At 65.4% G+C, this 12,957-nt stretch carries 12 protein-coding genes; 8 read left to right on the top strand and 4 right to left on the bottom strand.

The genetic code is table 11. The annotated features are described in order from the left end of the window. The first annotated feature begins 42 nt into the window (after positions 1–42). Together EJ067_RS11585 and EJ067_RS11580 are read left to right on the top strand one after the other, a co-directional pair. Positions 43–285: a type II toxin-antitoxin system VapB family antitoxin gene (locus EJ067_RS11585; RefSeq protein ID WP_126085818.1), complete on the top strand. Its 243-nt coding sequence runs from the start codon at positions 43–45 to the stop codon at positions 283–285. Continuing rightward, positions 285–677 carry a type II toxin-antitoxin system VapC family toxin gene (locus tag EJ067_RS11580; RefSeq protein WP_126085817.1) on the top strand — a complete coding sequence of 131 codons (393 nt, stop codon included), beginning with the start codon at positions 285–287 and terminating at the stop codon, positions 675–677. Before EJ067_RS11585 ends, EJ067_RS11580 begins: the two co-directional genes overlap by 1 nt. Positions 678–690: 13 nt before the next feature. On the opposite strand, the gene proC is transcribed toward EJ067_RS11580, so the two are convergent. From proC to EJ067_RS11565, 3 genes are all read right to left on the bottom strand, one after another. Continuing rightward, positions 691–1,506 carry a pyrroline-5-carboxylate reductase gene (gene proC, locus EJ067_RS11575; RefSeq protein WP_126085816.1) on the bottom strand — a complete coding sequence of 272 codons (816 nt, stop codon included), beginning with the start codon at positions 1,504–1,506 and terminating at the stop codon, positions 691–693. Between the two features lie 81 nt (positions 1,507–1,587). Beyond that, on the bottom strand, positions 1,588–2,907 hold the full coding sequence (locus EJ067_RS11570) for an O-antigen ligase (protein ID WP_126085815.1): 1,320 nt from the start codon (positions 2,905–2,907) through the stop codon (positions 1,588–1,590). Beyond that, positions 2,876–3,874 carry a glycosyltransferase gene (locus EJ067_RS11565; RefSeq protein WP_126085814.1) on the bottom strand — a complete coding sequence of 333 codons (999 nt, stop codon included), beginning with the start codon at positions 3,872–3,874 and terminating at the stop codon, positions 2,876–2,878. Before EJ067_RS11565 ends, EJ067_RS11570 begins: the two co-directional genes overlap by 32 nt. 168 nt (positions 3,875–4,042) lie before the next feature. Here EJ067_RS11565 and EJ067_RS11560 point away from each other — a divergent pair, with 168 nt between their 5' ends. From EJ067_RS11560 to EJ067_RS11550, 3 genes are read left to right on the top strand one after another with little or no spacing between them, the layout of a single operon-like run. Continuing rightward, complete coding sequence (locus tag EJ067_RS11560) at positions 4,043–5,215, top strand: glycosyltransferase family 4 protein (RefSeq protein ID WP_126085813.1); 1,173 nt, start codon at positions 4,043–4,045, stop codon at positions 5,213–5,215. Then, positions 5,212–6,006 (top strand): WecB/TagA/CpsF family glycosyltransferase, encoded by a 795-nt coding sequence (locus EJ067_RS11555; RefSeq protein WP_126085812.1) that lies wholly within the window; start codon positions 5,212–5,214, stop codon positions 6,004–6,006. Before EJ067_RS11560 ends, EJ067_RS11555 begins: the two co-directional genes overlap by 4 nt. After that, positions 6,003–6,929 (top strand): DUF6492 family protein, encoded by a 927-nt coding sequence (locus EJ067_RS11550; RefSeq protein WP_126085811.1) that lies wholly within the window; start codon positions 6,003–6,005, stop codon positions 6,927–6,929. The genes EJ067_RS11555 and EJ067_RS11550 overlap by 4 nt, the downstream gene beginning before the upstream one ends. A 1-nt stretch (position 6,930) precedes the next feature. Here EJ067_RS11550 and EJ067_RS11545 read toward each other — a convergent pair whose 3' ends face one another. After that, positions 6,931–8,226, bottom strand: a complete 1,296-nt coding sequence (locus EJ067_RS11545; RefSeq protein ID WP_126085810.1) for a lipopolysaccharide biosynthesis protein — start codon at positions 8,224–8,226, stop codon at positions 6,931–6,933. A gap of 198 nt (positions 8,227–8,424) precedes the next feature. Between EJ067_RS11545 and EJ067_RS11540 the strand changes: the two genes are divergently transcribed. From EJ067_RS11540 to EJ067_RS11530, 3 genes are all read left to right on the top strand, one after another. Continuing rightward, complete coding sequence (locus EJ067_RS11540; protein WP_126085809.1) at positions 8,425–10,743, top strand: GumC family protein; 2,319 nt, start codon at positions 8,425–8,427, stop codon at positions 10,741–10,743. Positions 10,744–10,959: 216 nt separating this feature from the next. Next, the gene (gene folD / locus EJ067_RS11535) at positions 10,960–11,859 is read left to right on the top strand and encodes a bifunctional methylenetetrahydrofolate dehydrogenase/methenyltetrahydrofolate cyclohydrolase FolD (protein WP_126085808.1); all 900 of its coding nucleotides are present in this window, start codon (positions 10,960–10,962) and stop codon (positions 11,857–11,859) included. 52 nt (positions 11,860–11,911) lie between these two features. After that, the gene (locus EJ067_RS11530) at positions 11,912–12,874 is read left to right on the top strand and encodes a GlxA family transcriptional regulator (protein ID WP_126085807.1); all 963 of its coding nucleotides are present in this window, start codon (positions 11,912–11,914) and stop codon (positions 12,872–12,874) included. The last annotated feature ends 83 nt before the right edge of the window (positions 12,875–12,957 follow it).

Below are 12,957 nucleotides of genomic sequence, written 5' to 3'. Positions count from 1 at the left end.
GCCTACTATATTGTAGTGACAAGAGGCGCGAGGGTCGTTCAGATGAATCTCCAAATCAGGGATCCCCGGGCGAGGGAACTCGCCCGTCAACTCGCCGAAAAGCGCAAAATCTCAATGACCGAAGCGGTCATCGAAGCACTCGAGTCGGAATTGCAACGGGAACGCGAACAAATCCCGCTCGCTGAGCGCTTGGCGGCCATAGCACAAGAGCTCAAATCCAAGGCAGGTGCCGGTGGTAGGGCCTTGAGCAAGGACGAAATCGACGAGATGTGGGGCCATTCTTAATGTTCGTCGACACCTCTGTGGTGGTCGCCATCTTGGCGGACGAAGAAGACGCCGCTGACTGGAGCGGCAAGATAGGACAGGCGGCGAGGAGAATAACGTCCCCGCTAGTCGTGCTCGAAGCAGCTATGCGGCTTTCTACGCTGCTTGCGGTGGAGCCGCGCATTGCGGAAACAGCGATAGAGGCCTTTCTTCGCCAGGCCGAAATCGAAGTCGTTCCAATTGAAAGCGGCGATGCGAAACTCGCGATCCAGGCCTTTGCAGACTATGGCAAGGGTCGCGGTCATAGGGCTCAACTCAACCTTGCCGACTGCCTGTCATATGCATCGGCGAAAAGTCGCGGAGTGTCTTTGCTCTACAAGGGCAATGATTTTTCGCACACCGATCTCGCGTGATCGGCACAGATATCTACTTCCCCAGCTCTATCGACCTGAGACGCGCCGCTTCCACCGCGTCGGTCAAAAGCTTCGTCAGCCGGTCCTCGCCCATCAGCACGGCAAGGGCTGCTGCGGTCGTGCCGTTGGGGCTTGTCACCTGCTGGCGGAGCACGCCCGGCTCCTCGTCGCTTTCGGCGGCGAGCGAGGCGGCGCCATAGACGGTCTGCATGGCAAGCAGCTTGGCTGTCTCGGCTGGCAGGCCGGCTTTCTCGGCGGCAACCGTCAGCGCTTCGATGAAATGGAAGATATAAGCCGGGCCGGAACCGGAGACGGCGGTCACCGCGTCCATCAGGCTCTCGTCGTCGATCGTCGTCACGACACCGCTCGCTGACAGCAGCTCGGCGACGAAACGCCTGACGTCGTCCAGGACGAGCGGGTTGGAAAACACCACCATCATGCCCTTGCCGATCGCCGCCGGGGTGTTCGGCATGCAGCGGACAATCGGGGCGAGCTCGCCGAGGATCTCCTCGAAGGTGGCGACCGGCGTGCCCGCCGCGATGCTGACGAAGGTGGTCCTGCCGTCGCCGAAGCGCTTGTAGCTTGCCGTCACATCGCGGATGACCTGCGGCTTCACGGCGATGACCACGAGATTGGGCACGGCATCGGCCGGAATGGCGGATGCGTCGGCCGCGGCGCCGCAGCCCAGTGCTTCTGCGCGCTTGCGCAACTCGGCATTGGGCTCGACCACGAACACCACCGACGGCTCGAGTTTGCCGGATTTCAGCCAGCCGGAAAGCATGGCGTAACCCATATTGCCGCAACCGGCCAGAACGAGCCTGATGGTCATCGAAACCTCCGTAAAGACGGCTCTCTTAGCCGCTCGCGCGGCTACGGAAAAGTCCAGTCTCCAGGAGATCGATCCGCCAGGTCAGTTGGGGCGGCGAACCGGGAGAGGTCGCAGCGACACTTGCCGCAGGCCAAGCAGGCTGAGCACGAAGAGCAGCCAGACGGGGTCGGCGCGGCGGAAGAAGAAGCTTTCGAGAAATCCGTTCAGCGCCGCGAACAGCACCACCATCATGAAGAAGTCGCCGAGATAGATATTCTCCTTGCGCTGCGGGATGCGCATATAGTCGCGCAAGGGAGCGATGAGAAAAGTATAGGCCGCGATGCAGAGGGCGGGGATGCCCATCAATACCGCGATGTCGAGATAGCCGTCATGGCCGTGCACGATGGTGCGGATGTCCCAGGGCCGGTCGAAAGGCTGGTCCTGGTTGAGCAGCAGCGGCGTTCCCCAGAAGCTTTCATAGCCGTATCCGGTCCAGGGCCGCTTCGCCAGCATTTCGCCGGCGAACTCCCAGAGCGTCGTGCGGCCGGTATAGGTGAGATCGGGGAAATAGGTCGCCGCCAGTTGCTTCACCGGCGGGATGAAGACGATGCCCAGCGTACCGACCGCCGTCGCGATGATCGCGGACAGAAACAGGACCGGCGTGCCGATCCGCATGCCGATGAGGCTGGGCAGCACCACTATCAGGATGGAGAACGGCACCAGTCCGACGGTCGTCTTCGAGCCGGCGTGCAGCACGAAGATCATCGCCGCCGAGAAGATGCCGATACCCCACCAGCGTTGCCCGCGCCGCCAGAGATAGAGCCCGGCGAAGCTGAAGCAGGCCATCACCGGCCCCGCGATGTTCTTGTGGGTGAAGGCGCCGCGCCACAGGCCGGCATGCTCCGGCTCCTGTGAGTCGGCGGTGTGGAGAGCCTCGTGCGGAAAGACGATGAGCCCGACATAGGAGAGGCCCATCACCACGACGGCGGTAAAGATGATGACCCTCGCGAAGGAGTCGGCATCGCGCGGCAGCACCAGGATCGTCGCCATGGTGATGATGCCGATCATCGTGAAGGAGGCGGCACGAATCGCCGACGGCGGATCGGTCGCCAGGATCACCGACAGGAAGAAAAAGCCCAGCATCAGCGCCCAGGACGGGCTGATGAGCGAGCGCGCCACGCGCGGCTCGGCGAAGGCGAGCAGCGAGAAGATCGAGACCGCGCCGAGCGAGCCGAAGCCGAGTTGGTTGACGATGTCGCCGCCGTCGCCGGTGAGCTCCGCGCCGGCAGGCTGGAAGGGCCGGAAGGAGACGATGATGGTGGCAAAGAGCAGCGCAGCGATCGCGGTCGCGACGCCCTCGCGCGTGAAAGCGGCGCTGAGCGGCGCGCGCTCAATTCTTCTCAGGCTGCCGGTACTGCTCATTGGCATATCCGAATTCGGCAAGCACCCGGCCGAGCGCGACATGGACGGGATAGAGGCCTGTCGCCAGCGAGCCCGTGCGCGCCAGCCTTATGGCGCCGCGCAGCGGCGAGGCGGCAAGCAGCGCCAGGCTTTTCAGAACAACCTTGGTGCCGGCAAACGGCGTGCCCGCGCGCTTCTTCTTTTCCACCAGGGTCGAGATGACGCCGTTGCGGAGGCTGCGTGCGCGGATCCAGTCGGCCTCGACGCGGCGTGCGGGAACCGTTTCCCTGACCCTTGCCTCGGCGCACCAGCCGAGCGCGAAACCCTTCTGCGCGGCGCGGCTCAGGAAATCGGAATCGCCGCCGCCCATGAAGTTGAACCTCAGATCGAGGAAGGGCGGCCCCATGGCCGCAAGCACGTTGCGCCCGACCAGCAGATTGCCGGACGAATAGAGCGCCGGCACGCGGTTCGTTTCACGGTAGGGCGGCGCGAAAACGGGATGGTCGGCCCATCTCGCATGCGAGGGATCGGCAAAGACAGGCACCTGCGGCCCGCCGACGATGTCGGCTCGAAGCGTCTCGGCGGCCTTGCACATGCGCTCCAGCCAGTCGGGCTCGGCGATCTCGTCGTCGTCGATCACCAGCAGATGCTTGAAGTTGGGAAACTCAAGCATCGCCGTCTGCCAGCCGGCATTGTAGGCGCTGCAATTGCCGCGTTCATGCGCGATGATCACCAGGCCCGGCATCTCGCCGTGCTCGAACAGCGGGAGGGCCGCCTTGGCGCCCTCGCGCGCCTCGGCCTCGTTTTCCATGACGATGACGGCGAAGCGCCGCGCGGTTTTCTGGGCCTTGAGCGATGCCAGCGTTTCCAGGAGCAGCCCGGGCCGCTTGAAGGTCGGCAGCGTGACGGCCGCCTCGACGGTCTCGGCCGCAAGCCCCGGAGACCGCCCTGCGATCGATACCCCTGCGATCGATACCAAAGCGTCCATCCGTTTCCAGCCGTGTGGGTCCGGTCCTCGATAGCAGCCCGACCATAACGTTTCGTTAATCACCTTCGCGGGCAGGTTCGGCAAAACCGGGGCTTTTGGCCTTTGACGGTGCCACTTAATCAAGGCTTCACCGCACTTTGCTACCGGCTACACCAATGGATAGGTGAAATGCATCTGCTGTTCGCCACATCGATCGTGCCCGATGGCGCCCTCGCTTCGGGCTACGAGATTGCCAACGCCGCGATCATCGACGCGCTGCGGCGCGCCGGCGTGCGCGTGACGGTGATCGGCTTCAGCTGGCCGGGAAAGCCTGCCGCCGATCCTGAGAACACCATTGTCCTCGGCGCCATCGATGTGCGCACCGAAAGCGCCTCGCCGCGGCAGAAGCTGGCCTGGGTGGCCAAGGCGATGCTGACCGGTCTCACCTTCGCCTCGGTCAAGCTGCGCGTCGTTTCGGATGCGGATGTGCGCGCCGCGATCGCGCGCGCCGGCCCGTTCGACGGCTATGTCCTCAACTCGGTGCAGTTTGCCGGCGCCTTTGAAGGCCTCTTCGGCGACCGGCCTTCGATCTTCGTCGCGCACAATGTCGAGCACCGCTCGGCCGAGGAGAACGCCGCGGCTGCCGGCAGCGCCCTTCAACGCTGGCTGTTCCGTCGCGAGGCCGGGTTGCTCGAGGTCATGGAAGAGCGTCTCTGCCGGGCGGCGCGCTTCGTCTTCACGCTGGCCGAGGAGGACCGCGCGGCACTTGGCGTTGCCTCCGACGACCGCTCGGCCGTGCTGCCGCTGGTGACCCGCGCCGAAGCGCCGACGAAGAAGGGCCTGCGCCTCATCGACTGCGACGCAGCGCTGATCGGCACATGGACCTGGCAGCCCAACCGCATCGGCCTCGACTGGTTCTTGACCAAGGTGGTCCCGCATCTCAGGCCGGATTTCCGCATCAGGATCGCCGGCAACATGCCGTCGGGCGTGACGTCGGCACATCCCGGCGTCCAGTTTGTCGGCAGGGTCGCGGATGCCCAGGCCTTCGTGCGCGGCGGCGCCGTCATTCCGCTGATCAGCACCGCCGGCAGCGGCGTGCAGTTGAAGACCATCGAGACCTTCGAGCTCGGCCTGCCTTCCGTCGCCACCAGCCGCTCGTTGCGCGGCATCGGCTACCGGCCGCAGAACTGTGTCGTGACCGACGATCCTGTCGCCTTCGCCTCGGCGCTCGAGGCGGCGGCGGCCCATGTTCGCGACGTCGACGGCAGCGCCTTCCATCGTCGGCAGGTGAGGGCGTTCGATGCCGCGCTCGGGCTTGGGCTAGAGAAGCTCGGCGCCGTCAGGCAAGAGGTGGCCGCATGAACATCCATGCCGCGCGCGCCGCCTTCGGCTTCGACACGCTGAAGCGGATCCTCGGCATCTCCGTGCTTGCCATCCGCTGGGACGAGGCGATAGCGCTGCTTTCGCGGCTGGTCGCCGAGCGGCGCTTCACCAAGGTGAGCTTCCTCAACGCTCACAATGCCAATCTGGCCCACGGCGATCCGGTGTTTGCCGAAGCGCTCGACGACTTTCTCGTGCTGCCGGACGGTGTCGGCGTCGACATCGCCGCAAAGCTGCTCTACGGCGCGCCTTTCCCCGACAACCTCAACGGCACCGATTTCATCCCGGCTTTCCTGCAGGCATCGACGCGGCCGCTGACCGTGGCGTTGCTCGGCGCGACGCGGGTCAATGCCGAGGCGGCATCCGTGAAGCTCTCCGCGCTCGCCGTGCAGCACAAATTCGTCGTCATCCATGACGGCTATTTTTCCCTGGCCGAGGAGCCGGCGATCGTCGAGCGCATCGCCAGGCTGCGGCCAGACGTGCTGCTGGTCGCCATGGGCGTGCCGCGCCAGGAGCTGTGGATCGCGCGCCATATCGATGCCCGTCATTGCACGCTGCCGATCGCGGTCGGCGCGCTGCTCGATTTCCTGAGCGGCACGGTACCGCGGGCTCCGCACTGGATGCGCCGCCTGCGGCTCGAATGGCTGTTTCGCCTGTGGATCGAACCCGCGCGCCTGTGGCGCCGCTACGTGGTCGGCAACCCGCTCTTCCTGTGGCGCGTCTTCAAGCAGAAATTGGCGCTCGGACCGCGGCCGGCGGAGGCGCGCCGTTGAACAGCCGTTTCGTGCCCGATGCCGCCACCAGGATCGAGCCGCTGCCGCGCACGCCTTCGGCGGCGGTCGTGACGGCGAGCTACGCGCCGGATTTCGATCGTTGCCGGCTGCTGTGCGAGACGATGGACCGCCATGTGACCGGCGTCGCGCGGCACTACATCCTCGTCGAGCACCGCGACATGGCGCTGTTTCGCCAGCTCGAGGGCCGCCGCCGCACGGTCGTCGACGAACAGGATCTTTTGCCGAGCTGGCTGCGCGTTGTCGACGATCCGCTCAGCCTGTTTCGCCGCCGCGTCTGGCTGAGCTTCAGGACCCAGCCGCTGCGCGGCTGGCACGTGCAGCAGCTTCGCCGCATCGCCATTGCCGCGCATGCCGGGGAAGACGTGCTCGTCTTTTGCGATTCCGACGTCGCCTTCCTCAAGCCGTTCGACGCGAGCGCCTTCTGGCGCGACGGCAAGGCGCGGCTGTTCCGGCGCGACGGCGTGCTGGCTAATGCCGGTCATGACGAGCATCGCATCTGGTCGCGCAATGCCGGCTTGGCGCTCGGCATCGACCCGTCGAAGACCTCGATCGACGACTACATCTCGACGCTGATTGCCTGGCGCCGAGAGACCGTCAACGCGATGTGCGAGCGGATCGAGAAGATGCACGGGCGCGACTGGGTCAGCGTTGTCGGCTCGGCGCGCAAATTCTCCGAATGCATGATCTATGGCCGTTACGTCGACGACGTGCTGGAAGGCGCCGGCCATTTCCATGGTGCCGAGGAATTCTGCCGCGTCCACTGGAATGGCGAGGCGCTGTCGGACGAGGAATTCCGCCGCTTTGTCGATGCTATGGCGTCCGAGCAGGTGGCGATCGGCATGCAGTCCTTCATCGGCACCGACGTGGCCCGCATCCGCCGGTTGATTGGGTTCGATCGCTAGATCAGATCGCCTTCGCCGGCCGCCGCATCGCCGAATAGGTGAGAAACATCGAGGCAAGATAGAGCAGCAGGAAGACGATGTTGAGCGACAGCACCAGATCGGGTGTGTCGGGGATCGTCGTCAGTACATAGGTCAGCAGCACCGCTTTCAGGCCGGCGAGCAGCCCGAGATTGATCGCCCGCACAGCGGTCTGGCCGCGCGCGAACAGAAGCTCGGCCTGGTATTCGACGAGATTGCGCAGGCCCGGCACGCAGACGGCCAGCGCCACCAGGGGCGCTGCCTCGGCGACGTTCCTGCCCAGCGCATTCGGAAAGAAGTACAGCACGATGGCGAGCGACAGGAGCGCCAGCGTCGAGACAGCGAACACGCCGCCTTCGATGCCGCTCTTGACCGCCAGCCGGGACAGGAGCTCGGGCGCACGCATCATGCGCTGCACCAGCATCATCGAGAAGGTGCGGATCGGAATTGCCGTGAGATCGACCAGCCGCATGATGATGGCGTAGATGCCGGCGAGATGCGGCCCGCCGATCGACAGCACCAAAAGCTTGTCGAACTCCATCTGCAGGTAGAACAGCACCTCCGATCCCGCGACATAGACGGAATCGGCGAGCCGTCGGAAATAGAGCTCGGTACGCAGCCTGAGCCGCTGGCGCGGGTAGAAGAAGGCGAACGCGATGATCAGCGAAGCGGCGTTGGCGCCGATGTAGAACCAAGACCAGACGCCGATGGTGCGCTGGGCGGCAAGCATGAACAGCACCGCGCCGACCGTCCTGAGGGCCGTCGCCAGGATTGCGAGCACCGCGGCGCGGCCGAACTTGCCGAGGCCGTTGTTGACGATCAGCACCACTTCGACCGGCCGCCACAGCAGCGATTCGGCGAAGACGACCGCCGCAAAGACCGACAGCGGCACCGTGCCGGCGAAGAAGATCAGGTAGACGCCGTAGGAAGCGGCGGCGAGGACCGGCAGCGAGATCACGCCGAGGAACAGGAAGCCGGCGGTGAAGGTGCCGATCAGGTTGGGACGGATCGTCGCCGTGCGGTAGAGCGCCGAGATGAAGCCGAAGGCAAGCACGCGCGACAGCATGACGCCTGCCGCCGAAGCCGTGGCGAACATGCCGAATTCGGCGATGGACAGCGTGTTGGCCAAAGCCACGAAATAGGCGAGCGAGAACACCAGCCGCCCGCCGGCGCCGCTGATCGCCGAAACATAGTCGAAAACCAGCTTCCGGCGCGCGGCCACAAAGTGGCCGATCCGCGCGAGCGTCCGCCTTTGCGGTATGTCGCTGGTCTGGGTCATGTGTCCGTCAAAGCCTAAGATGGAAAGCTTAACGTGCCGTTCTGGCGGTGGTCTGGCGGCAGGGAGAGGCTGCAACCGAGGCGAGAAACTGAATTTCCCGGATCCGGAAATTAACGTTTTATTTTCCATGCCTGTTTAGCGTGACTTAACGATTGGCCGACCGCCGCTCCCAAGCCGCCAGAGAGTAAGTTCCAGGACATGGTCGACAGGGATAACCATGAAGATTGGCGACGCGAGCGCTCTTTGCTTGCGCTCGGCCAGGCCGTGCGCGGCGAGGACAGCGCCGACGCCTCGCTGGTCTCCATCGGCGACAAGGCCAACCCGTCATGGCGCGAGGATGCCGCCGCGCGCCACCGCGCCGCGCGCTTCGAGCGCGAGGGGCGGTCGAACCTACAGCCCCCGAGCACCGACGATCATCCTCAGGTCGATCCGATTTCGCGAACGATCCGGGACGAGGACGACTGGGCCACGACGGTGCCGCAAGCCGGTTCGCGTGAAGAGGGCCGTTCCCCTGACCATTCTTCGCAGGCCTATTCTTCGCCTGTCGCATTCGAACCGCGCTACGGCGAACCTCGCCATGCAGGCCGGCAGCTGACGGCGGGTGATTCCGACGCACAGGAATGGAAGCCGCTGATCGACCCAATGCAGGTCGTTCGTGGCATCACCCGCTCCAAGGCGCTGATCCTCTCGACGACAATCCTTGGTGCCGCGCTCGGTGTCGCCATCGCGCTGTCGACGCCGAAGAAATATGAGGCCACCACCGAGGTCATCGTCGACCCGCGCGACCTCAAGCTCACCGATCGCGACCTGACGCAGAACGTGATCGCCTCGGATGCGACGCTCGCCATCGTCGAGAACCAGGTCCGCATTCTTACTTCGGGCACGGTGCTCAACAAGGTCGTCACCGACCTCAACCTCACCAATGATCCCGAATTCAACGGTCGGGGAAAGGGCGGCCTCGGCCTGATGTCGATGCTCCGCTCGATTCTGTCGCGGCAGGATACGCGAGGCCCTGCCGACGAGGCGCGCCGGCGCGCCCTGGCGGTCGGCAACCTGGCGGAAAGCCTGGACGTCGAGCGCAGCGGCAAGACCTTCGTCGTCTCGATTGCCGCCACGACCCAGAATCCCGACAAGTCGGCCCTGATCGCCAACACCATGAGGACGGCGTTCCAGCAGATATCCAGCGAAATCCAGTCCAACACGGCGGGCCGCGCCACCGACGAGCTCACCGCCAGGCTCGACGAATTGCGCAAGGGCGTCGAGGCGGCCGAGCGCAAGGTGGAGGATTTCAGGGCCACGCACGACCTTGTCGACGCGCAGGGTCATCTGATCAGCGACGACCAGATGCTGAAGCTCAACGAGCAGCTTTCCGTCGCCCGCGCCCGCACGCTCGAGCTCAACGCCCGCGCCGCCTCGGCGCGCGCGCTGAACGTCAATGCGGTTCTCAACGGCACCTTGCCGGAAGAGATCAACTCCAACACGATGGGCGAGCTGCGCTCGCAATATGCGGCGCTGAAGCAGGAGGCGGATCGGGCCGCGATCAAGTTCGGGCCGCGGCATCCGGAGCTGCAGGCGCTCAACGCCCAGCTCGCCGGCGCGCGCGAGCGCATCAGCGCCGAACTGCAGCGCATCGCGTCCTCGCTGCAGGTTGATCTGAAGCGCTCCGTCCAACTCGAGCAGGACCTTGCCTCGCGCCTGGCCCAGGCCAAGGTGCAGAGCGGCGACGTCAACAACGACCTGGTTTCGCTGCGCGAGCTCGAGCGCGAGGCCGCCGCCAAGCGCTCGGTCTACGAGCAGTTCCTGCTGCGCGCCAAGGAAACCGGCGAGCAGAAGGACATCAACACCGCCAACATCAGCCTGATTTCGGAGGCCTACCCGCCGCTCGAAGCCAAAGGGCCGTCGCGCGCGGTAACGGCGCTGGCCGGCCTGCTTGCCGGCTTTTTCGCCGGCATCGGCCTTGGCGCGCTGCGCGGGGCCTATGCCAGCCTGCGCGAGGCGGCGGACAGCCACTCACGCCGCAGGCCCGCAGAGCATGCGCCGATCTTCGAGGAAAGGGCATATCGCGCCGCGCCGCCGAGCCCTCCGCCCCCCGCGTCTCCGCACGTTGCACCGTCCACACCATCGGCTGTCGCCGGCGATGATGCGGGCCGGCCTGGCTTCTTCGGATCGCTGGCTTCGTCGCTGCGCGATTTCATGCTGCGCAGGTCGGACGAGCCGGTCGGAGCCGGCACTGAGCAATCCGCACGTGCCGCTCCGATATCCGGGCGCGGCACCGAGCCATCGCCCGCGCAAAGCCGTGCCTATGCCTATCAGCCGGGCCATCCGCGGTCCGAAGGATCATCCGACGACGCGTACGCCTCGTCCTCGGGGTCTTCCCATTCGCAACCGCCGATCGCCGAGGTGCGCGAACCCTCCGCCGACCAGAGTCAGGTCGACGAGCTCCGGGCCAGCCTGCGCGAGTTTCGCGAGGCGGTGCGCGACCTGACCGAAAGCCGCACGCGCCGCCGCTATTTCTAAAACGCCCCATCTTCCGTAAAAGCGGCCCTTCGATAAAAGCGGCCGGTTTCGGGTTTACGGCATTCGACGACGTTTTGACGGGATTGCCCGGTCGAATTTTCGTGAAAATGCCGCGCGGCATTCGACCGCGCGCGCTTGGCGCCTGGCGTGTCGCGATGCTGTATCGAGGATCAGGCTGTGCGTGAGCGCGGCCCGGAACAGTGCTGAAGGTGAATGATGGCTGAAGTGATCGAAGGAAAGAGTGTCGCCGAAGACGTGGTTCAAAAGGTTAAGGCGCTGACCGCCGAACTGTCGGCCCGGGGCGCGACAAAGCCTGGCCTTGCCGTAGTGATCGTCGGCGAGGATCCGGCGAGCCAGGTCTATGTCGCCTCGAAATCGCGTACGGCGAAGGAATGCGGGTTCCATTCGCTCCAGCACACGCTGCCGGCCGAGATCTCCGAGGCGGAGCTGCTGAAGATCATCGGCGACCTCAACGCCGATCCGTCGATCCACGGCATCCTCGTGCAGCTGCCGCTTCCCGGGCATATCGATTCCGGTAAGGTCATCCAGACGATCGCGCCGGAGAAGGATGTCGACGGCTTCCATTTCATCAATGTCGGCAAGCTTGGCACCGGCGAGCTGGAGACTGCCTTCGTGCCCTGCACGCCCGCGGGCTCCATGCTGCTGATCGAGCGCGTGCGCGGCAAGGACCTTTCCGGCCTCAATGCCGTCGTAGTCGGCCGCTCCAACATCGTCGGCAAGCCGATGGCCAATCTGCTGCTCGCCGCCAACTGCACCGTCACCATCGCGCATAGCCGCACCAAGGACCTGCCGGCGCTGGCGCGCACCGCCGATATCCTGGTCGCCGCCGTCGGCCGCCCGGAAATGGTCAAGGGCGATTGGGTGAAGCCTGGCGCCACCGTCATCGATGTCGGCATCAACCGCATCCCGGCGCCGGAGAAGGGCGAAGGCAAGTCGCGGCTGGTCGGCGACGTCGCCTATGCCGAGGCGGCCAAGGTCGCCGGCGCCATCACGCCGGTCCCCGGCGGCGTCGGGCCGATGACCATTGCCATGCTGATGGCCAACACTGTAGCTTCCGCCTACCTCGCGGCCGGATTGAAGCGGCCGTCCTTCTGATCAGAAAGCAGCATCCTTGCCGAACCTTACTGCTCCTGTTGAACGGCCGGTCATGGGCGATCCCGTTCAGGGTGGTCGGCAGTTCGGTTTCCTGCTGGTCGACAAGTTCTCGATGTTCTCGCTGGCCGCGGCGATCGACTGCTTCCGCTCGGCCAACCGCCTGCTCGGCCGCGACTTCTACGGCTGGACGACGATTTCGGCGGATGGCGACGCGGTCATGGCCTCCAATGGCTTGCCGCTGAAGATCGACTATTCCGTCGCCGACATGCCGCCGGTCGACATCCTGTTCGTTTCGGTCGGGCTGACCACCGAATTTCCCGGCAAGAGCAAGGTGCTGGCGGCGCTGCGCAGCTGGGGCCGGCGCGGCAACGCGCTCGGCGCGCTGTCGGTCGGCTCCTACCTGCTCGCCGAGGCCGGCCAGCTCGACGGCTATCGCTGCACCATCCACTGGGAGAACCGCGCCGGCTTCATGGAGCGCTTTCCCGATATCAATTGCACCGGCAACGTCTTCGAGATCGACCGCAAGCGCTACACCTGCGCCGGCGGCACCACCTCGATCGACCTGATGCTCGAGATCGTGCGCGGCGATTTCGGTTCCAACCTCGCCAACGGCGTCGCCAACCAGTTCCAGCACGAGCGCATCCGCTCGGCCGGCGACCGCCAGCGCGTCGGCCCCGAGCGGGATCTCACCGGCAAGTCGGAGAAGCTCAGGCGCATCGTCGAACTGATGGCCGACCATCTCGACGAGCCTTTGTCGGCTGTGCAACTCGCCAAGTCGGCGGGCCTGTCGGTGCGCCAGGTCGAACGCCTGTTCCTGCGCCACCTCAGCGTCACGCCCGGCCGCTATTACATGCGGCTCAGACTCGAGCGGGCGCGCGAACTGCTGCGCCAGACCAACATGCCGATCCTCGACGTGGCGATCGCCACCGGCTTCACGTCGCACTCCTATTTCGCGCAGAGCTACCGGCTGCAGTTCGGCCGTCCGCCGTCGGAAGAGCGCCGCACCACATACTGAACGGCTTTGCTGCCATCGGGCTTGTCTCCAAAGGCCGCCTCAAATAGCTTTCTCGACGCGGACAGGGGGCTCACTCAGGAGAT

The organism is Mesorhizobium sp. M1D.F.Ca.ET.043.01.1.1 (assembly GCF_003952385.1).
Taxonomy (GTDB): domain Bacteria; phylum Pseudomonadota; class Alphaproteobacteria; order Rhizobiales; family Rhizobiaceae; genus Mesorhizobium.
Note: the sequence above shows the minus strand (reverse complement) of the source record. Positions and strands in the feature narration are given on the sequence as shown.

Excerpts from the sequence above, each read along its gene's own strand:
- EJ067_RS11585 (WP_126085818.1), top strand. The coding sequence starts at position 43 with ATGAATCTCCAAATCAGGGATCCCCGGGCGAGGGAACTCGCCCGTCAA.
- EJ067_RS11580 (WP_126085817.1), top strand. The coding sequence starts at position 285 with ATGTTCGTCGACACCTCTGTGGTGGTCGCCATCTTGGCGGACGAAGAA.
- proC (WP_126085816.1), bottom strand. The coding sequence starts at position 1,506 with ATGACCATCAGGCTCGTTCTGGCCGGTTGCGGCAATATGGGTTACGCC.
- EJ067_RS11570 (WP_126085815.1), bottom strand. The coding sequence starts at position 2,907 with ATGAGCAGTACCGGCAGCCTGAGAAGAATTGAGCGCGCGCCGCTCAGC.
- EJ067_RS11565 (WP_126085814.1), bottom strand. The coding sequence starts at position 3,874 with ATGGACGCTTTGGTATCGATCGCAGGGGTATCGATCGCAGGGCGGTCT.
- EJ067_RS11560 (WP_126085813.1), top strand. The coding sequence starts at position 4,043 with ATGCATCTGCTGTTCGCCACATCGATCGTGCCCGATGGCGCCCTCGCT.
- EJ067_RS11555 (WP_126085812.1), top strand. The coding sequence starts at position 5,212 with ATGAACATCCATGCCGCGCGCGCCGCCTTCGGCTTCGACACGCTGAAG.
- EJ067_RS11545 (WP_126085810.1), bottom strand. The coding sequence starts at position 8,226 with ATGACCCAGACCAGCGACATACCGCAAAGGCGGACGCTCGCGCGGATC.
- EJ067_RS11540 (WP_126085809.1), top strand. The coding sequence starts at position 8,425 with ATGGTCGACAGGGATAACCATGAAGATTGGCGACGCGAGCGCTCTTTG.
- folD (WP_126085808.1), top strand. The coding sequence starts at position 10,960 with ATGGCTGAAGTGATCGAAGGAAAGAGTGTCGCCGAAGACGTGGTTCAA.
- EJ067_RS11530 (WP_126085807.1), top strand. The coding sequence starts at position 11,912 with ATGGGCGATCCCGTTCAGGGTGGTCGGCAGTTCGGTTTCCTGCTGGTC.